This window comes from Polaromonas sp. (genome assembly GCF_018780625.1).
Classification (GTDB): domain Bacteria; phylum Pseudomonadota; class Gammaproteobacteria; order Burkholderiales; family Burkholderiaceae_C; genus Polaromonas.
In genome coordinates, this window is record NZ_JADMJK010000082.1 from 1 (window position 1) to 19,260 (window position 19,260).

A 19,260-nucleotide genomic window follows, 5' to 3' on the forward strand; every position below is an offset into this window, starting at 1 on the left:
CTCGCCGCCGCGCAGCGGGTAGTGCACCAGGTGGCAGTTCGGGCCGACCCAGATGGCGGCCGCGTTCCACTGCAGGTCAGCCGGGAAGTCCTTCTTGTCGATCACGGCGCGGTAGACCACATGGCCGGTCACGCGGGCCAGGTCGCCCACGAACTGCTCGCGCACCACCGACTTCACACCGTCGGCGCCGATCAGCGCAATGCCCTTGTGGGCGGTGCCGCGCTGGTCATGGACCGTCACGCTGCGCTCGTCCTGCTCGATGCGCTCGGCGCGGGTGGAGGTCAGGAATTCGACCTTGCCGGTTTCCTGCGCGCCTTCCAGCAGCGACTTGTGCACATCGACGCGGTGGATCACGGCGTAGGGGTTGCCGAAACGCTTGCGAAATGCCTCGCCCGTCGGGATCCGGCCCACCAGGGAGCCGTCGACCGCGTCATGCATCACCATCTCGTCGGTGTAGACCGCACGGCTGCGGGCCTTTTCTCCGATTCCCAGCGCATCAAAGGCATGAAAGGCATTGGGGCCGAGCTGGATGCCCGCGCCGATCTCGCCGATCTCGGGCGCCTGCTCCAGCACCTTGACGGCAAAGCCGCGCCGCACCAGGGCCAGCGCTGCGGCCAGCCCCCCAATGCCGCCGCCGGCAACGAGAACGGGCAGGTCGGCTGATTTGTCGCTCATTTTTTTACTCCTGAAATGGTTGAGAGGTTGAAAGTTGCTAGGCTATGGGCAATATCGGGAATACATACAAAGTACACTGATGATTAGTGTAGTGATGATGCAAATAATCATAAATCCGGGAAAACCCTTAGACTTGAAAATATATGGAAACAAAGCCGCGCAAGACCGTTCACATTGACCAGATGCCTGGTCACGCCATTCGTCGGCTGCACCAGATCTCGGTGGGAATCGCGCACCAGGAAGCGCAAGCGCTGGGTATCACGCCGGTGCAGTACGCCATCCTGCAGTCCGTGCACAACCATCCGAACACCGACCAGCGCACGCTCGCCAACCTGGTGTCCCTGGACACATCCACAACGGCGGGCGTCGTGGACCGGCTGGAGGCGCGCGGTCTGCTCACGCGAAACGCATCACCCGATGACCGCCGGGTACGCTTGCTGACCCTGACCCTGGCGGGCGAAGAATTGCTTGCCGATGCGATTCCGTGCATGGCAAGGGTCCAGGAGTTGATCCTGGCGCCGCTGACGCCCAGTCAGCGCAAGGAGTTCATGCACCTGCTGAACCAGTTGGTGACCGTAAACCAGGAACTCAGCCGCGCGCACAGCGAAACCGGCAAGCTGGCCTGAGGATGGTTCAACAAAGCCCTGACAGCCCTCGGCCTGTCAGGGGAAACAACAATTTCCCGTCATTCCCGGGGGACGCGGGAAGTTATTTTTAGCCATGGCCTCATGGCTGGCCACCAGCCCGCCCGGCAATGGGTTTCATCACTCCACCCGGGTTATCGCGGCCGGTTTGAAGCCCAGGTCCGCCGCCTTGCCCTTGCGCGCGCGCGCCGCCCTGGCGTTGTTCAGGCTGCGGATTTCCAGCGTTTCCTCGCGCACCTTGCCGCCGCGTCCAATGCCTTCAATCTTCACGCTGCGGGTGTAAGCGGCGGCACCGGCCAGAGTGTCCTTGGCATCCAGGTCGATCAGCACCAGGCCGCGCCCGCCCTTGTCCATCTGCTTGAGCTCGCTGATCTCAAACGTCAGGATGCGGCCGCCGGTAGACGCGCAGGCGACATGCGTGGCCGGCAACAAAGGCTGGCTGCCGCTGCTGCCCTGCGCATGCGAGGGACGGCACAGGGTTTCGCCTTCGCCCAAACCGATGAAGGCCTTGCCGCTCTTGTTGCGCGACACCATGCTTTCGACCGTGGCCAGAAAGCCGCAGCCGCCCGAGCCGGACAGCAGCAGCAGGGCCGAAGGCGGTCCGGAAAAGTAATGCACCAACTGGGTGCCCGACTCCAGTTCGATCAGCGTGGTGACGGGCTGGCCGTCGCCGCGCGCGCCGGGCAGCGCGGCCACCGGCACCGAATACACCCGGCCATTGCTGCCAAACGCCAGCAGCATGTCCACCGTGCGGCATTCAAACGTGCCGTACAGCCCGTCGCCGGCCTTGAAGGCAAAGCTGGCGGCGTCGTGGCCATGGCCGCCCCGGGCCCGGACCCAGCCCTTGCTGCTGACCACGACCGTGACCGGTTCGTCCAGCACCTTGATGTCGAGCACCACCTTTTTCTCGGCCTGGATCAAGGTGCGGCGCGGGTCGGCAAACACCTTGGCGTCAGCCTCAATTTCCTTGATCAGCAGCCGGCGCAGCGCCGTCGGGCTGCCCAGGATTTCCTCCAGCCTGCCCTGCTCCTCGCGCAGGGCTTTCAGCTCCTGCTCGATCTTGATGGCTTCCAGCCGCGCCAGCTGGCGCAGGCGGATTTCCAGGATATCTTCTGCCTGGCGGTCGCTCAGCGCAAAGCGCGCGATCAGTGCGGCCTTGGGCTCGTCAGCCTGGCGAATGATGGCAATCACTTCGTCGATGTTGAGCAGCACCAGATGCCGCCCCTCCAAAATGTGGATGCGGTCCAGCACCTTGTCGAGCCGGTGCTGCGAGCGCCGCTGCACCGTGGTCTGGCGAAACGCGATCCACTCGACCAGTATTTGCCGCAAGGACTTCTGCGTCGGCTTGCCGTCCAGCCCCACCATGGTCAGGTTGATGGAAGACGAACTCTCCAGGCTGGTGTGGGCCAGCAGGATGTTGATGAGTTCGGACTGCCCGATCTTGCTGGTCTTGGGCTCAAACACCAGGCGCACGGCGGCGTCCTTGCTGGACTCGTCGCGCACCAGATCCAGCACCGACAGCACGGTCTGCTTGAGTTGCACCTGGTCCTGGCTCAGCGCCTTCTTGCCGGTCTTGATTTTCGGGTTGGTCAGCTCCTCGATCTCTTCCAGCACCCGCTGCGTACTGACGCCGGGCGGCAACTCCTGCACCACCAGACGCCACTGGCCGCGCGCCAGCTCTTCAATCTTCCATCGCGCGCGCACCTTCAGGGAGCCCCGGCCGGTGTTGTAGGCCGACGCAATTTCCTGGGCGTTCGAAATGATTTGCCCGCCGCCGGGGTAGTCGGGGCCGGCAATCAGCGTGTACAACTCCTCGTCGCTGAGCTGCGGCGTTTTGATCAGGGCGACACAGGCGTCCGCCACCTCGCGCAGGTTGTGGCTCGGGATTTCAGTGGCCAGGCCCACGGCAATGCCACTGGCACCATTGAGCAGCGTGAACGGCAGGCGTGCTGGCAACTGCCGGGGCTCCTCGGTCGAGCCGTCGTAGTTCGGGATGAAATCGACTGTGCCCTCGTCAATCTCTTCCATCAGCAGACTCGTGATGCGGGCCAGTCGCGCCTCGGTGTAGCGCATGGCCGCCGCGCCGTCGCCGTCGCGGCTACCGAAGTTGCCCTGGCCGTCGATTAGCGGGTAGCGCTGCGAAAAGTCCTGCGCCATGCGCACCAGCGCATCGTAAGCGGCCTGGTCGCCGTGCGGATGAAAGCGGCCCAGCACATCACCGACCACGCGGGCGCTCTTGACGGGCCGGGCACCGGTTGCGTTATTGGCGCCACCAAAGCCCAGGCCCATGCGCGCCATGCTGTACAAAATGCGCCGCTGCACCGGCTTTTGGCCGTCACACACATCAGGCAGCGCCCGGCCCTTGACCACGCTGAGCGCGTATTCAAGGTAGGCACGCTGCGCGTAGGCGGCGAGCGAATCCTGATCGGCAGGCTCAGGCGTTGGAGCGGGGACCGGGGCGTCCGGCGTAAAAAGATCCGTCATGAAATGGCTCGGTTTTTTCAGGTTATGCGGGTATGCGGGTCATGCCATGCCGCTGCGCCCGAAGGGCAGCAGTCAAGGCGCTAGTAGTCGGAGTCGATTTTGGGTCCGTCAGGCTTGAGGGTGTCGCCCTCGGCAACGAGCCATATGCTGCGCGAACGGTGGCTGCGGGGCCAGCGCCTGAATTGCCCGGTCAGCGACGTCAGCCAGGCATGCGTCGCAGCGAGCGCCATCGGGCGCATCGATGTCAGGTGGCTGACGATGACGCGAAACTGGAGCTCCACGCCGGACAACTGGGGGCTGTCGATGCGCAGGCCGCTCACCACCAGCCGGGTCGCCATCGCATTGATCTCGGCCACCCCGGACAAGCCTTGCGCCAGCACGGCAAACCGGCCGCCGCTGATGCGGGCAGCCAGATCATTGTCGCCAATGGAGCGCCGCAGGCGCAGCGCCGCTTCCAGCGACATTTTTTCACTGGAATCAGGCCCCAGCTGATTCAGCAGCCCCTGCCAGTTCTGCACTTCAATCAGAAAAACCGCGCTGCTGACCGTGCCTTGACGGGCACGCGACATCACGCGCATCAGCCGTTCCACCAGCACCTGGGAGGTCGCCAGCCCCGTCAGTGGGTCGGTAACATTGGCAGAAATGCTGCGCACCCGGCTTTCATTGAGCAGGCGGCTACGCCAGACCAGCGCCAGGTAAATCGGCGGCACCTGCACCAGGAGCATCAGCACCACCGGCGCGTGGGCTTGCCGGGCCACGGCAAACCCGGCCAAAAACCACAGGGCTGTCGCCAGCCCGGCAACATGCCCTGCCAGCAGCCACCATTTCCAGGGACCTGCGGTGTCCCGGGACTGCACCACGGCGTAGGCGGAAATAGCCAGCAGCACCAAGACCCAGGCGAAAGCAGCCACTGCCAAATAGTCATTGGCACCAGGGACCGCATAAAAACCTGCCAGGGCCAGCGTGGTCAGTGCCAGCAGGGTCAGGGCGGTCTTGATCTGCCCCATGGATTGCCGATTTTTCAGCAGCCACATCTGGAGCCCGGCCAGCATCGCAGGACCCGCCACCAGCGGCAGGCGCTGGAGCAATTCGCCATGGGCCTGCAGTCGCTGCCCCGCGAGCGTCACCACCACCATGAGGCACAGATAGGCCGCCAGCCCCAGCAGCGTGCGCTCCCCGTAGGCGTAGCCAACAATCAGGCTGAGCAGCAGCACCAGCCCCAGCACACCAACCGCAATACCCAGCGCAAAAATACCCGGGTTGAACACAAGATGCAGGTCCATCAGTCCCGCACGGCCTTCACTTCTGGGGAGGGGCCGGACGCCACTTGGAGGGGGACCATGTTGCCGCGACCACGGGTGCCCCCCATCATTTCCATGCGCACTCGACCCGAAGCGGCCATCGCTCCGGGCGGCTTGAGGTGGTTGTAAAGCTGCATCACGGTTTTGACGTAATTTTTGGTTTCCGGGTAATTCGGTATCTTGTTGCCCGCCCGCTGCACGGCGCCCTCGCCTGCGTTATAGGCCGCAAGGGCCAGTTCAAGCTGGCCGGGGAACAGCTTGATCAGGTAACTCAAATACCTGGATCCTGCCCCGATGTTGGTGCGGGGGTCTGTCAGCTTTTTCTGGATCGCAGACGTCTTGTCGGCTCTGACGCCATAGCGCTCGGCTGTCGGCGGAATCAGCTGCATCAGGCCAACGGCGCCCTTGGGTGAAACGGCGTGGGTGTCAAACCCGGACTCGGTAGCGATCAGGGCCTGCAGCAGTTCATAGTCAATTCCGTGCGCCAGTGAAGCTTCGCGCAGCAAATGCCTGACCGCCTTGTAGTTGGGCGATACGTCAAAAAAGGCCTGTAGTTTGGGCGGTACCCCTGCCGCGCCCGCCGCCGGGTAGGCGCTACGGCCCGACGCTTCGCCGTTATCGCCCGCGTTGAAACTCTCGCCGCCGCCGCCGCCGCCGCCGCGAAAAAACAGCTCGTAGCGCTCATCCAGCCTGGTCGCTGAAAAGTGCGCCGTGCCCTGCGCATTGACATAACCCCATACATCTGCCCGGGCAGGGACGGCCTGCAAAGCCGCGACCAAGATGAGCAGCAAGGAAAAACCCAGCGCGCGCCAACGGGTGGCCCCGCCCCAAGCTGGCCGTGGCAACAACGAAACTAACTTGGCGCAAGGGTTCATCAAATATCAATTTCTACGGCATCGCCGTGCAACTCCATCAGTTCGCGGCGCGCCGCTGCTTCGCCTTTGCCCATCAGCTTGGTAATCAAGCCCTCGGTTTGCAGGAAATCCTGGTTACCCAGTTGCACGGGCAACAGCCGGCGCGTGTCGGGGTTGAGCGTGGTGTCCCACAATTGCTCGGCGCTCATTTCACCCAGGCCCTTGAAGCGGCTGATGCTCCAGGCATTTTCACGCACGCCATCCTTGCGCAATTTATCCAATATGGCGTTCAATTCCCCTTCATCAAGGGCATACACCTTGGAGGCCGGTTTTTTGCCGCGTGCCGGCGCATCCACGCGAAACAACGGTGGCTTGGCGACAAAGACATGGCCGGTTTCAATCAATTTGGGAAAGTGGCGAAAAAACAGCGTCAGCAGCAGCACCTGGATGTGCGAGCCGTCCACGTCGGCGTCAGACAGGATGCAGACCTTGCCGTAGCGCAGGCCGCTCAAATCCGGCGTGTCGTTCGGGCCATGCGGATCGACGCCGATAGCCACTGAAATGTCGTGAATCTCGGTGTTGCCAAACAGCCGGTCACGGTCGACTTCCCAGGTGTTGAGCACCTTGCCGCGCAGCGGCAAGACCGCCTGGCTTTCCTTGTCCCGGCCCATTTTGGCACTGCCGCCGGCCGAGTCTCCTTCGACCAGAAACAGCTCATTGTTCGCCAGGTCCTTGCTTTCGCAGTCGGTCAGCTTGCCGGGCAGCACGGCCACGCCCGAGCCCTTGCGTTTTTCAACTTTTTGACCTGCCTTTTGCCGCGTTTGCGCCGCCTTGATGGCGAGTTCAGCGAGCTTTTTGCCGTACTCCACATGCTGGTTCAGCCACAGCTCCAGCGCCGGGCGCACATAGCTGGAGACCAGCCGCACCGCATCGCGCGAATTCAGGCGTTCCTTGATCTGGCCCTGAAACTGCGGGTCCAGCACCTTGGCCGAGAGCACGTAGCTGGCGCGGGCAAACACATCTTCGGGCAAGAGCTTGACGCCCTTGGGCAGCAGCGAATGCAGCTCTATGAAGCTCTTGACGGCCGTGAACAGGCCGTCGCGCAGACCGCTTTCGTGCGTGCCGCCGGCGCTGGTCGGAATCAGGTTGACATAGCTTTCGCGCACCGGCTGGCCGAATTCGGTAAAGGCCACGCACCAGCTGGCGCCCTCGCCCTCGGCAAAACTGTCGTGCGAGGCGTCGGCGAAGCCTTCCCCTTCAAACAGCGGAATCACCGGGTCGCCGGTCAGCGTCTGCATCAGGTAGTCGCGCAGGCCGCCCTTGTAAAGCCAGGTTTGTGTTTCCCTGGTTTTCTCGGTGGTCAGCGTCACGCTGACGCCGGGCATCAGCACTGCCTTGCTGCGCAGCAAATGCGTCAACTCGGCCATCGGCAGCGCGGGCGACTCAAAATATTTGACGTCGGGCCAGGCACGCACCGTGGTGCCGCACTTGCGGTCGCCGTCGCCGTTCTTGCGCAGCACCAGCGGCTCAATCACGTCACCACCGGAAAACGCCAGTTGGGCCACCTGGCCTTCGCGGTAGGAGGTGACTTCCAGCCGGGTCGACAGCGCATTGGTCACGCTGACGCCGACACCGTGCAGGCCCCCTGAAAAACTGTAGGCGCCGCCCTTGCCCTTGTCGAACTTGCCGCCCGCATGCAGGCGGGTGAACACCAATTCCACCACCGGCGCATTTTCTTCCGGATGCAGGCCAAACGGAATGCCGCGGCCGTCGTCTTCAATACTGACAGAGCCATCGGCGTGCAGCGTGACCCGGAGCTTTTTGCCGTGCCCGGCCAGCGCTTCGTCGGCCGAGTTGTCCAGCACCTCCTGGATGATGTGCAAGGGGTTGTCGGTACGCGTGTACATGCCCGGACGCTGCTTGACGGGCTCCAGGCCCTTGAGCACGCGTATCGAGCTTTCAGAATAGTCGGTAAGTAGTTTGTCGGCCATGGCAGTTCAAATGATTGCAGCAATTGTAGACCGCTGCCCGGAACTAGCTGTACAAATACACAGCCCAGCCACTGCACGAGCCCAAGACAGGTCTGACACCCTGGCGACGCAACAGGTGCGCAGCGACGCGGCAGCCTCGCCAGATTTTCGTTACAGTCAAGAGATGGCTTCAAGTACCCACTCTTCACCAAAATCCATTTCAATGTTCCAGGTGCTGGCCTGCGGTGCGGCTATTGTGACGCTGTCCATGGGCATTCGCCACGGTTTTGGACTGTGGCTGCAGCCCATCACCCAAGCGCAGGGCTGGACCCGCGAAACCTTTGCCTTTGCCATTGCCATACAAAACCTTGCCTGGGGAATTTTCGGCATTTTCGCGGGCATGGTGGCCGACCGGTTTGGCGCCTTTCGAGTGATTGCGGGCGGCGCCGTGCTGTATGCGCTGGGTCTGGTGGGCATGGCGCTATCCCCGACGGGCCTGCTGTTCACGCTGACCACCGGCGTGCTCATTGGCGCAGCCCAGGCGGGCACCACCTATGCCGTGATTTACGGCGTGATTGGCCGCAATATCTCAGCCGACAAGCGCTCGTGGGCCATGGGGGTTGCCGCTGCAGCGGGGTCGTTTGGCCAGTTTTTGATGGTGCCGACCGAAGGCTTCCTGATCAGCAGCCTGGGCTGGCAAACGGCCTTGCTGGTGCTGAGCGGCGCGGTGCTGCTGATCGTGCCGATCGCGATGGGCCTGCGTGAGCCCGGCTTTGCAGGCGGAGCGCCCGCCAGGCGGGCGCAGAGCATTGGCCAGGCGCTGCGCGAGGCACTCAAGTACCCGAGCTTTCAGCTCCTGATGGCCGGCTACTTTGTTTGTGGCTTTCAGGTGGTGTTCATTGGCGTTCACATGCCCAGCTACCTCAAGGACAAAGGCCTGTCGCCGCAGGTGGCCGGCTATGCGCTCGCGCTGATTGGCCTGTTTAACGTGTTTGGCACCTACATTGCGGGCTCGCTGGGTCAGCGCATCGCCAAACGCAAGATATTGGCCACCATCTACCTGTCGCGCGCCGTCGTCATCGCCGTATTTCTCGCCGCGCCACTGAGCCCGGCCAGCGTCTATATTTTTTCCAGCCTGATGGGCCTGCTGTGGCTGTCGACGGTGCCGCCGACCAACGCCATGGTGGCGCAGATTTTCGGCATCCAGCATATGTCGATGCTGAGCGGCTTCATTTTCTTTAGCCACCAGATCGGCTCGTTCATGGGCGTGTGGCTGGGCGGCTACCTGTATGACCGGACCGGCAGCTACGACATCGTCTGGTACATAGCGATTGCGCTGGGTGTGTTGGCAGCGCTGGTGAACCTGCCGGTGCGCGAAACGCCGATTGCCAGGCCCCACCATGGCAAGCTGCCGCAGGGGGCATGACATGGCGCAAAAGCTGATTCTGTGGACGCTTGCCGGCATGGCGTTGCTGGCGGTGTTTGCCCTCTACACACGGCCTGACTTCCTGTTGACCGTGGCAGACCAGGTCTGGAGCTGCTTTTAGGCCGCTTGCGTCATATTTAAGCTTTTTAGCCCTTAGCCCAATAAGGGCGGGGATACCTAGCTACCAAAAACGTATCGGTTAACTTTTCCCTGCTGATCCCTCCACCACAAAGAGAATTTCCGGTGAAAGAACCCATAGATTTGCACGACACAGTGCCCCCATCAGCCTGGGTCCAGCGCTGGTCGCACCTTGTTGCCCAACACGGCGTGGTGCTGGACGTCGCCTGCGGACAAGGCCGCCACGCCCGCTGGTTTCATGAGCAGCATCATCCGGTGGTGCTGGTGGACCGGTCGCGGGAAGCGATTGAATCCATTGCCCTTCCGGCATCTGCCTGCGAAGCCGTCGTCGCTGACATTGAAAATGGCCCCTGGCCGTTTGCGGGCCGGCAGTTTGACGCGGTAGTGGTCACCAACTATCTGTGGCGCCCCTTGATGCGCACGCTGCTGGACAGCCTGGCGCCCGGCGGCGTGCTGATTTACGAAACCTTTACCCAAGGCAACGAAACGGTCGGAAAACCTTCCCGGCCCGACTTTTTACTTCGGACCGGTGAGTTGCTGGACCTCTGCAAGGAACTGCGGGTCGTCGCCTTTGAAGAAGGCTACCTGGACGCCCCGCCCCGCTTCGTGCAGCGGATTGCCGCAGTCCGGGAAAGGTCTTCAACGGGAACCGTGGCCCGCTACCCCCTCAGCTAATGGCCTTGTAGCGGGCAGCCATCAATCGAGCTTGACGCCGGCGTCCTTCACCAGCTTGACCCAGAACTTGGCATCCTCATTCAGAAACGTTGAAAACCGCTCGGGCGAAGCCGACAGCGCAACCTCCGTGCCTTCGCGCGCCAGTGCGGCCTTGACCGAGGGTTGTTGCATGGCAGTGGTCGCAGCATCAAATATCTTCTTGACAACGGCGGGGGGCGTGCCTACTGGCACAAACAGCCCGTACCAGAACTCGATGCTGTAAGCCGGCAAACCGGCCTCGGCCATGCCCGGCACGCCGGGAACCAGGCTTGACCGCTCCCGGGTGCTGACGGCCAGGCCGCGCAAACGGCCAGCCTGCATCATGGGCAAGACCGAGGGCGGCGTGCCAAACGTGAGTTGCGTGTCACCCGCAACCACTGACTGCACGGCCGGGCCACCACCGCGGAACGGGATATGCGTCATTTCCACACCGGTCAGTTGCAGGAACAGTGCGGCGCCCAGATGCGGCGCCGAGCCGTTGCCCGATGTGGCGTAGTTGAGCGTGCCGGGTGATTTTTTGGCCTGGGCGATCAGGTCCTGCACCGAATTGATGCCTGATGCGGGGTTGGCGGCAATCACCAGGGGTGAACTGCTCACCTTGGTAATGGGCATCAGATCACGTGCCGTATAGCCCAGCTTGCTATTGAGCGCAGGGTTGACCGAAATGCTGCTCGGGCTGGCAATCAGCACGGTGTAGCCGTCCGGCGCGGACTTGGAAGCCAGTTCCGCCGCAATGCTTGATCCAGCACCTGCACGGTTTTCAATCACGATGGGCTGGCCCATGGCCTTGCCCATCGCGTCGCTCATGGCGCGCGCCACATAGTCCGCTGCACCACCTGGCGCAAATCCGACCAGCAGCCGGATCGGCTTGGCAGGATACGCGGGCGCCTGGGCGAAGGCACCCAGGCTCAGGCTGCCAAGAACCAGCGCCAACAGAATGTTTGATTTTTTCATGATGTGTGTCTCCTTTTTTTGATGATTCGAAATGCGGTCTAGCGTTCGCCCGGGATGGCCAGCACAATCTTGCCGAGATGTCCGCTGGCTTCCATATGCGCCTTGGCCTCGGCCAGTTGCGCAAAGGGAAAAACCTTGTCCACCAGCGGCCTGATGCGGCCCGCCGCAATCGCCGGCACGATGTCGTTGATGAAGCCTGGCACGGCCTGGGCGCGCTGCTCAGGCGTGCGCTGCTTGTTGGAGACACCGAAAAACGTCAGGCGCCTGGCATGCAAGGCCTCGACGTCGATCTCGGCCTTGAGCACGCCATCGACATAGCCGACCGTTGCATGCCGCCCCTGAAACGCCATGCAGCGTACACTTTCGGCAAACACCGACCCGCCCACGGTATTGACGACCAGGTTCACGCCTTTGCCACCGGTGGCCTGCATCACGGCGTCGTGGAAATCAGCGGCGCGCGTGCACAGGCCCACATCCAGGCCCAGCGGCGTGAGGCGAGCGAGTTTTTCGGCCGAGCCGGACGTGCCTATCACCTTCGCCCCCAGGGCCTTGGCGGTCTGCAAGGCGGCCACACCCACCCCGGAAGACACACCATTGATCAGCAGCCACTCATCGGCGGCCAGGCGGCCCTGCAGTACCAGCATGTCATAGACCACCAGAAAGGTCAGCGGAACACTGGCCGCCTGCTCCCACGACAGGTTTGCGGGCATCAACATGGCTTCGCGCAAATCCATGACGGCATATTCTGAAAAGGCTCCCGGACAGCGGCCCATCACCCGATCGCCCAGCTTCAGGCTGCTGACGCCCGCTCCCAGCTTGACCACCTCGCCTGCCCCCTCGGCGCCCACGGCCTTGGCGGTGCCCGATGTGCCGTGCAGCCCATGGCCGGCAATGAACTCGCCCCGATTCAGGCTGGCTGCGTGCAGGCGCACCAGCACCTGCTGTGGGCCGGGCTCGGGCTGCGGTACCTCGCGCAATTCCAGTTCGGCCTGGTCCCCGGTCATCTTCATCCAGTAAGACTGCATGGGTGTGGTTCTTTCTATCTGTTTTATTGAGGCTGAAATGAAGCGCGCTTATTTCCCGGTAAAGACGGGCTTGCGCTTTTCCATGAAGGCCTTGCGGCCCTCGGCGTAGTCGGCACTGTCAAAGCAGCCGCGGATCAGTTGCTGGCACAGCGCCCTGTCCAGGTCAGGCGAAGGCTTGAGAATTTCAGCCGTAATGGCCTTGGCCGCGCGTATGGTCAGCGGCGCATTGACCTCCATTGCAGAGGTGTACTCGGCCAGCAGGGCAGGCAGTTGCTCGGGCGCGCACACCCGGGAAATCAGCCCCATCGATCTGGCCTCGCTGGCGTCGATCTTGCGCGCCGTGAAAAACAAATCCTTGGCGGCGCCGGGACCGATCAGGTCCACCAGGTTTTTCATGGCCGAGTAACGGTAGCCCAGGCCCAGTCGGGCAGCGGGAATCGAAAATACCGAGTCGGTAGAAGCAATGCGGATGTCGCAGCTGATCGCCACATTCACCCCGCCCCCGATGCAATAGCCGCGAATGCACGACAGCGTAGGCTTGCTGAAGTCAAGAATGCTCATCAGCGCGTTTTCCGCCATGTGCTCGTAGCGCGTCACCGCCTCCTGGGCGGCGCGCATGTCTTCAAATTGCGAGATATCGGCGCCGGACACAAATGATTTTTCACCGGCGCCCGAGAACACCACAAGCCGCACCCGGTCGTCGGATTGCGCCTGGTGCAGGAGCGCGGGGACGGCCTCCCACATGTCCACCGACAAGGCGTTGTGGCGTGCCGGGTTATTGAAGCGGATATGCAGCGTGGAGGCATTGAGCCAGGTCTGCACGCGCTCGGTGGGGGACTCATAGCTTGTCGTTGTCATCAGTACACTCCAGTTGATTTCATGCGCGCCAGGTCTGCAGCGCTCAAGCCCAGTTCACCCAGGACTTCCTCGGTATGCTCGCCCCGGCGCGGGGCGGCACGGGCAATCGTGCTGGGCGTGCGCTGCAGTTGCATGGGCTGGCCCACGAGCCGCTGCGCGCCCAGATGGGTGGACACCACGTCCTTGACCATATCGAGGTGCTGAATTTGCGGCTCCTCAAACACTTCCTTCATATTGCTGATGTGGCCACAGGCGACACCACCCGCATTCATACGCTCGATCCAGTAAGCGCGGTCCTGCTCGGCCAGTCGCCGGTTGATTTCGGCATTGAGCGAATCGCGGTTGACCGATCGCCCCTTTTTGTCTTTGTAGCGTTCATCGCTGACCCACTCCGGTGCGCCCATGATGTCGCAAAACCGTTCCCATATTTTGGAACCGAACACGGCGATATTCATATACCCGTCACGCGCCTTGTACACCCCGGTCGGGATGCTGGTGGGGTGAAAATTTCCCGCCTGGGTGGCAATTTCACCATCAATCAGCCAGCGCGAGGTCTGAAAATCCATCATGTAGACCATGGACTCCAGCAGCGACGTATGCAACCACTGGCCCTTGCCGGAGCTTTCGCGCTCCAGCAGGGCCACCAGAATGCCTTGGGCCGCAAATATTCCAGCGCACAGGTCGGCAATCGGAATGCCCACGCGCATAGGTCCCTGCTCGGCCAGACCGGTCACAGACATCAGCCCGCCCATGCCTTGGGCGATCTGGTCAAAGCCAGGGCGCCCGGCCAGCGGACCCGACTGTCCAAACCCAGAAATGCTGGCGTACACCAGGCGCGGGTTGTCCACGCGCAGGCTTTCATAGTCGATGCCAAGGCGAAACTTGACGTCGGGACGAAAGTTCTCCACCACCACGTCCGCGCCGGCAATCAGGCGCTTGAGGACGCTGATGCCCTCGGCCTCCTTGAGGTTCAGGGTGATCGAGCGCTTGTTGCGGTGCGTGTACTGGTAGTCCGAGCCCTCCTGCCCGCCCAGCGTGTCATCGCCGCGCATGTGCTCGGGCATCTGGACCTGGATCACATCCGCCCCCCAGTCGGCCAGTTGGCGGCAGGCCGTCGGCCCGGCCCGGACCTGGGTGAGATCCACCACGCGAAAGCGCTGGAGTGCAGAAGATGCAGGCATGTGAGGCATGTTTGAAATCCAGAAAGAGACAAAAAAACAAAATGCAAGTGTCATCTCACCACGACTTAAGTGTCAACACTTTTTTCAAAATAGACAACACTTCGACGCGTCAAAGGCCATCCACCCCTTCTTTCAGTTACCATCCGGCCACGTGCTCCACGCGTCCATACCCTACGCAACCGGCACCTCCAGCCATGACTTCACCCAAAGAAAAGCCCGAACAGGGACTGCCGCTCTTCATTGCGGATGCGCTCAAACACCTGATTTACACGGGCGCGCTCAAACCTGGCGAACGCCTGAATGAGGCGGCGCTGGCGCTGCGCATGGGGACCAGCCGCGGCCCCATCCGCGAGGCCATTCGCATGCTCACGGGCTTGGGGCTTGTGAAGGCCGTGGTCAACCGCGGCGTCTTTGTGCGGCAGATCTCGGTCCGCGAGATGCTGGAGATCTACGACTTGCGCGCACTGGTCTTCGGATTTGCCGCCGAACGCGCGACCGAACATGCCCATGAAGAGCACAAGCAGCAATTTGAACAGTTGCTCACCCAGATGGATGCCGCCTGCGACGCAGAAGATTCGGACCGCTATTACGACCTGAACCTGCAGTTTCACGCGCTGATCCTGCGCCTGTCCAACAACCAGCGGGCCCATGAAACTTATGACGACTATGTCAAGGAGTTGCACCTGTTCAGGCGCCGGTACTTCAATTCGCCCGGCAACATGCGGCGCTCCAACATCGAACACCGGTCTATCTATGAGGCCATCATCAAAGGCGCCAGGGCCAAGGCAAAATCAGCCGCCGAACGCCATGTACTGTCGGGGCGCCAACGCTTGCTGGCCAGCATCGACGACGACAGCCCCCTGTCCGGCTAGCGCACTGAGTAGAATGCAGGATTGGCCCGACACGCTGATCTAACCGCCAGTATCCGGCCCCTCAACCAGACCCAAAGACATGAAAACCATTACAGGCAGCATCGTTGCATTGGCAACCCCCATGCATGAAGACGGCAGTGTGGACTACCCCGCCCTGCGCAAACTGGTGGACTGGCACATCGCCGAAGGCACTGACTGCATCGGCGTGGTCGGCACCACCGGTGAGTCGCCCACTGTCAATGTCGACGAGCACTGCGAAATCATCCGCGTCTCGGTCGAGCAGGCTGGCAAGCGCGTGCCCATCATGGCTGGCTGCGGCGCCAACTCGACCGCGGAAGCGATTGAGCTGGCCCGGTTTGCCAAGCAGGTGGGCGCCGACTGCCAGTTGCAGGTCGTGCCTTACTACAACAAACCCACTCAAGAAGGACAGTACCTGCACTTCAAGGCAATTGCCGAGGCCGTGGGGGATTTGCCCACGGTGTTGTATAACGTCCCCGGCCGCTCCGTCGCCGATATGCAGCACGCGACCGTGCTGCGCCTGGCCCAGGTGCCCGGCATTGTGGGGATCAAGGAAGCCACCGGCAACATCGAGCGCGCGCAATGGCTGATCAAGGAAGTCCCCAAAGGCTTTGCCGTGTATTCGGGCGATGACCCGACCGCCGTAGCCCTGATGCTCTGCGGCGGACAGGGCAATATCAGCGTGACCGCCAACGTCGCGCCCCGGCTGATGCATGAGCTGTGCATGGCCGCGCTGGCAGGCGAAGTCAGGCACGCCATGGAGTTGCAGTTCAAGCTGCTGCCGCTACACAAAAACCTGTTTGTCGAAGCCAACCCGATTCCCGTCAAATGGGCCATGGCCCGGATGGGGCTTTGCGGCGGCACCTTGCGCCTGCCCATGACACCGCTGGAAACGTCGAATGAAGCGGCCGTAGAAAACGCACTGCGTGCCTGCGGCCTGATCTGATTTTTAAGGAATACCACGTGAAGACATTGCCGACGACGACACCTACTTTCTCCGAGCGCTCAGCCTTGACGAAAGTCCAAAGCGCCGCAGCGCTGTCTGCGCTTCTTGCTGTCAGTTTGCTGGCAGGCTGCTCCACCCTCAAAGACGTCATGGAAGGCGAACGGGTCGACTACAAATCGAGCGGCGCTAAAGCCCCTTCCCTCGATATTCCGCCCGACCTGACCCAGTTGACCCGTGAAACCCGCTACGTCGTTCCCGGCGCAGCGGTCTCAGCAAGCAGCTACCAGGTGGGCCAGCCGACCCAGACCGTGGCCACGGCAGCGGCTACCGTGGGCGACGTGCGGGTCGAGCGCGCGGGCTCACAGCGCTGGCTGGTGATCAACCGCCCTGCAGACAAGCTCTGGGACCCCGTACGTACTTTCTGGCTTGAGAGCGGATTTTTGCTGGCGCAAGACCAGGAAAACCTCGGCATCATGGAAACAGACTGGGCCGAAAACAGAGCCAAGCTGCCGCAGGACTTCATTCGCAACACCCTGGGCAAATTGCTGGACAGCGTTTACTCCACCGGGGAGCGTGACAAGTTTCGCACCCGCCTTGAACGCAGGCCCGACGGCGGCACCGAGGTCTACATCAGCCATCGCGGCATGGTCGAAGTGGTGACCGGTGGAAAAAGCGGTGGCACGGGTGACGGCACGATCTGGCAACCACGTCCGGCCGACCCAGAGCTGGAGGCCGAATTTCTGCGCCGCCTCATGGTCAAGCTGGGCGTGACGCAGGAACAATCGAAAGCGCTCGTAGCCGCAGGTGTTGCCAGCAAGCCAACGTCCCGCGTCGCCGCGGTGAACAACCTGCCCGTCGTGCAGATCGATGAAGGATTCGAGCGCGCCTGGCGGCGGGTCGGCCTGGCGCTGGACCGCACTGGTTTTACAGTGGAAGATCGTGACCGCAGCCAGGGCACCTACTTCGTGCGCTACGTGGCGCCTTTGACCGACAAGCGCGAAGCGGGCTTCTTCAGCAAACTGTTCAGTGGCTCAGCACCCGCAGTGAAGCCGCTGAAGTACCGCATCACCCTCAAGAGCCAGGGCGAAAACACCACGGTGTCCGTTCTGAACGAGCAAGGTGCGCCCGAATCGTCCTCCAATGCGCAACGCATTGTTCAGGTGATTGCCGACGACCTGAAGTAAGCGCAGGTCTATTTGAATCGATATATCCGCGCATGCCACCGTGCTGAGGTTTAAAAGCCTGGGCAGTGGCAGCACCGGCAACGCCACGCTGGTAGAAGTCACCAGCCGCAGGCCCCTTCGGCTGCTGGTGGATTGCGGTCTTGGACTCAAGCAGCTTTCTGTCCGCCTGGCTGGCGCGGGCTTGGCCGATGAAGATATCGATGCCATTTTTATCACGCACGAGCACAGCGACCATATTGGATGTGCCCGTCAATTTTCGCGCCGTCATGGTGTGCCGGTCTGGATGAGCAGCGGCACCTACGAAGGCATAGGCTCGCCTGACTTCGGCGGCCTGCTCCACACCGCGCGCGACGGCGAAGCCATTGACCTCGGTGACCTGCAGATCATGCCGTTTACGGTGCCCCATGATGCCCGGGAGCCGTTGCAGCTAAGCTGCACGGATGGCGCGGCGAAACTGGGAATTCTGACCGACCTCGGCCACGCCACGGCGCACCTGCTGGCACATCTGGAGCACTGCAATGCCTTGCTGCTCGAGTGCAATCACGACAGCGACCTGCTGGCACAGTCGCGCTATCCGCCTTTCCTGAAGCGTCGCGTCGGCGGAAAATACGGCCACTTGTCGAATCATGCGGCCGGCGCAATTGCCCAATCCCTGGCACACGAAGGACTCAAGCACCTGGTAACAGCCCACCTGAGTGAGCAAAATAACCGCCCGGAACTCGCCTATCAAGCCATGGCGGACGCACTCGGGAGCATGACCGAAGTCACTATTGCAGATGCAGGCAGTGGCACACGCTGGCTTTCAGTTTAGGCCTGGTGAAGACCATGGGCTGGTTTCAAGTCCCGTGACCCCGCGCAAACAGCAGCAGGCACAAAAAAGCCGCCCGGAGGCGGCTTTTTCATGAATCACGAAGTGATTACTTCTTTGCTTCGCTGGCAGCAGATGCAGCTGCGTCAGTGGCAGCAGCAGCAGCGGCGCCGGCGGCAGCGGCGGAACCAGCTGCTTCGGAAGCGGAAGCAGCGGCTGCTGCGGCTGCAGGTTCAGCAGCAGGAACAACCACAACCGGTGCTGGCGTTACAACGATGGGGGCTTCTTCTTTTTTACCGCAGGCAGCCAGTGCAACAGCGGCAACAATTGCTGCCATAACGAGTGATTTGTTCATTTTTAGATCCTTGATGAATTAAGAAAACTGTTTCCGGAGTTTGTCAAAAGAAACCCAAACCAAAATTCAAGTTATGTTTTGACCAGGGAAAGAATTCGAACTCTTTCTACCCAGCCACAAATTATATGTCGGAATATACAAGCATGAAAACCCTTAGAGGGCTCATCGTGACGCCACGCTCGCAAGTAGTTCCAAAAAAACCACAGCCCGCCAGCACACATCAAAAAAATCACTTCAGAGGCTGAAGCAGGCTTGTTCGCGCCCGTCGGTTCCTGACACACGCCCAACTACAGCCCAAGGATAGTCGCAGGAAACGCAGGCACACTTTTCAGCAGCAACGCATTCAACCGCTCCTTCAAGGCAACGCGACCAAGCGCGTCAGCGCTTGCGATGCCGGCACACCGCTGGAGGTCTGTTCGCTCAAAGGCCCAAGCGGGTCCCCAGAACGCGCTGGGCAGATCAGCGGCAGGGGTCGTGCCCATTGCACGGCATTCCACAAGATGCGACCAGGTTCGCCGCCAGGTTACAAAGCGCATGTGCCTTCGCTGCACCTCATCGTAGTTTTTGGCGAGTATCGTGAGCTTGCGCCCGGCTTTGGACCAGTCTTGCAGGGACTGGGCAACAGCGCGCTCACCCAGAGGCCAGTCTGCAAAGTCGGGGTCACACCAAATGATTTCACGCCATCCCTTCAGAGCAGCGACACCCAATGAGTGGCGAATCAGTTCTGTAAACTCGCTGCGGCCGCTAAATCGACCTTCAAGCAAGGCAGCAGGCAAAGCGGGAGGTGATTGAGCATCCATGCGATTTTCCCGTTGGCTTGGTCTGATTTTTCGTTAAATTAGCGCCGCTCAGG

General features: G+C 61.7%; 18 protein-coding genes. 7 read left to right on the forward strand and 11 right to left on the reverse strand.

What is annotated here, in order from left to right; all coding sequences use genetic code 11:
* Positions 1 to 675, reverse strand: a 675-nt coding sequence (locus IV091_RS07350; RefSeq protein ID WP_293467060.1) for an FAD-dependent monooxygenase, incomplete at its 3' end; no start/stop codon positions are given.
* Positions 676 to 818: 143 nt separating this feature from the next.
* Here IV091_RS07350 and IV091_RS07355 point away from each other — a divergent pair.
* A complete protein-coding gene (locus IV091_RS07355) occupies positions 819 to 1,301 on the forward strand; it encodes a MarR family transcriptional regulator (RefSeq protein WP_293467062.1) in 483 nt (160 codons plus the stop codon).
* 138 nt (positions 1,302 to 1,439) lie between these two features.
* Here IV091_RS07355 and parC read toward each other — a convergent pair whose 3' ends face one another.
* The 4 genes from parC to IV091_RS07375 form a co-directional block, all read right to left on the reverse strand.
* Positions 1,440 to 3,803 (reverse strand): DNA topoisomerase IV subunit A, encoded by a 2,364-nt coding sequence (gene parC / locus IV091_RS07360; protein WP_293467065.1) that lies wholly within the window; start codon positions 3,801 to 3,803, stop codon positions 1,440 to 1,442.
* 80 nt (positions 3,804 to 3,883) lie between these two features.
* Complete coding sequence (locus tag IV091_RS07365) at positions 3,884 to 5,086, reverse strand: diguanylate cyclase (protein WP_293467068.1); 1,203 nt, start codon at positions 5,084 to 5,086, stop codon at positions 3,884 to 3,886.
* On the reverse strand, positions 5,086 to 5,895 hold the full coding sequence (locus IV091_RS07370; protein ID WP_293467071.1) for a lytic transglycosylase domain-containing protein: 810 nt from the start codon (positions 5,893 to 5,895) through the stop codon (positions 5,086 to 5,088). Before IV091_RS07370 ends, IV091_RS07365 begins: the two co-directional genes overlap by 1 nt.
* An 83-nt stretch (positions 5,896 to 5,978) precedes the next feature.
* Positions 5,979 to 7,949: a DNA topoisomerase IV subunit B gene (locus IV091_RS07375; RefSeq protein WP_293467073.1), complete on the reverse strand. Its 1,971-nt coding sequence runs from the start codon at positions 7,947 to 7,949 to the stop codon at positions 5,979 to 5,981.
* A gap of 163 nt (positions 7,950 to 8,112) precedes the next feature.
* Between IV091_RS07375 and IV091_RS07380 the strand changes: the two genes are divergently transcribed.
* Both IV091_RS07380 and IV091_RS07385 read left to right on the forward strand, forming a co-directional pair.
* Positions 8,113 to 9,354: an MFS transporter gene (locus tag IV091_RS07380; protein WP_293467075.1), complete on the forward strand. Its 1,242-nt coding sequence runs from the start codon at positions 8,113 to 8,115 to the stop codon at positions 9,352 to 9,354.
* A 243-nt stretch (positions 9,355 to 9,597) separates the two neighbouring features.
* On the forward strand, positions 9,598 to 10,167 hold the full coding sequence (locus IV091_RS07385) for a class I SAM-dependent methyltransferase (protein ID WP_293467077.1): 570 nt from the start codon (positions 9,598 to 9,600) through the stop codon (positions 10,165 to 10,167).
* Between the two features lie 21 nt (positions 10,168 to 10,188).
* Here the strand turns inward: IV091_RS07385 and IV091_RS07390 are convergent, their stop codons facing one another.
* Genes IV091_RS07390 through IV091_RS07405 form a run of 4 tightly spaced genes read right to left on the reverse strand, consistent with a single transcriptional unit; the run spans position 10,189 to position 14,233 of the window.
* Complete coding sequence (locus IV091_RS07390; protein WP_293467079.1) at positions 10,189 to 11,160, reverse strand: tripartite tricarboxylate transporter substrate binding protein; 972 nt, start codon at positions 11,158 to 11,160, stop codon at positions 10,189 to 10,191.
* Between the two features lie 38 nt (positions 11,161 to 11,198).
* Entirely contained in the window at positions 11,199 to 12,185 is a 987-nt protein-coding gene (locus IV091_RS07395) for a zinc-binding dehydrogenase (protein ID WP_293467081.1), read from the reverse strand.
* Between the two features lie 48 nt (positions 12,186 to 12,233).
* The gene (locus tag IV091_RS07400; RefSeq protein WP_293467083.1) at positions 12,234 to 13,043 is read right to left on the reverse strand and encodes an enoyl-CoA hydratase; all 810 of its coding nucleotides are present in this window, start codon (positions 13,041 to 13,043) and stop codon (positions 12,234 to 12,236) included.
* Positions 13,043 to 14,233 carry a CaiB/BaiF CoA-transferase family protein gene (locus tag IV091_RS07405; protein ID WP_293467085.1) on the reverse strand — a complete coding sequence of 397 codons (1,191 nt, stop codon included), beginning with the start codon at positions 14,231 to 14,233 and terminating at the stop codon, positions 13,043 to 13,045. The genes IV091_RS07400 and IV091_RS07405 overlap by 1 nt, the downstream gene beginning before the upstream one ends.
* A 185-nt stretch (positions 14,234 to 14,418) precedes the next feature.
* Here IV091_RS07405 and IV091_RS07410 point away from each other — a divergent pair, with 185 nt between their 5' ends.
* From IV091_RS07410 to IV091_RS07425, 4 genes are all read left to right on the forward strand, one after another.
* Positions 14,419 to 15,096, forward strand: a complete 678-nt coding sequence (locus IV091_RS07410) for an FCD domain-containing protein (RefSeq protein ID WP_293467087.1) — start codon at positions 14,419 to 14,421, stop codon at positions 15,094 to 15,096.
* Positions 15,097 to 15,175: 79 nt separating this feature from the next.
* Positions 15,176 to 16,060 carry a 4-hydroxy-tetrahydrodipicolinate synthase gene (gene dapA, locus IV091_RS07415; RefSeq protein WP_293467089.1) on the forward strand — a complete coding sequence of 295 codons (885 nt, stop codon included), beginning with the start codon at positions 15,176 to 15,178 and terminating at the stop codon, positions 16,058 to 16,060.
* Positions 16,061 to 16,077: 17 nt separating this feature from the next.
* On the forward strand, positions 16,078 to 17,244 hold the full coding sequence (gene bamC, locus IV091_RS07420) for an outer membrane protein assembly factor BamC (RefSeq protein WP_293467091.1): 1,167 nt from the start codon (positions 16,078 to 16,080) through the stop codon (positions 17,242 to 17,244).
* A gap of 40 nt (positions 17,245 to 17,284) precedes the next feature.
* Positions 17,285 to 18,055 (forward strand): MBL fold metallo-hydrolase, encoded by a 771-nt coding sequence (locus tag IV091_RS07425; RefSeq protein WP_293467094.1) that lies wholly within the window; start codon positions 17,285 to 17,287, stop codon positions 18,053 to 18,055.
* Between the two features lie 106 nt (positions 18,056 to 18,161).
* Here the strand turns inward: IV091_RS07425 and IV091_RS07430 are convergent, their stop codons facing one another.
* Together IV091_RS07430 and IV091_RS07435 are read right to left on the reverse strand one after the other, a co-directional pair.
* Positions 18,162 to 18,407: a hypothetical protein gene (locus tag IV091_RS07430; RefSeq protein WP_293467096.1), complete on the reverse strand. Its 246-nt coding sequence runs from the start codon at positions 18,405 to 18,407 to the stop codon at positions 18,162 to 18,164.
* Between the two features lie 287 nt (positions 18,408 to 18,694).
* The gene (locus tag IV091_RS07435) at positions 18,695 to 19,207 is read right to left on the reverse strand and encodes a hypothetical protein (RefSeq protein WP_293467099.1); all 513 of its coding nucleotides are present in this window, start codon (positions 19,205 to 19,207) and stop codon (positions 18,695 to 18,697) included.
* Positions 19,208 to 19,260 lie beyond the last annotated feature (53 nt).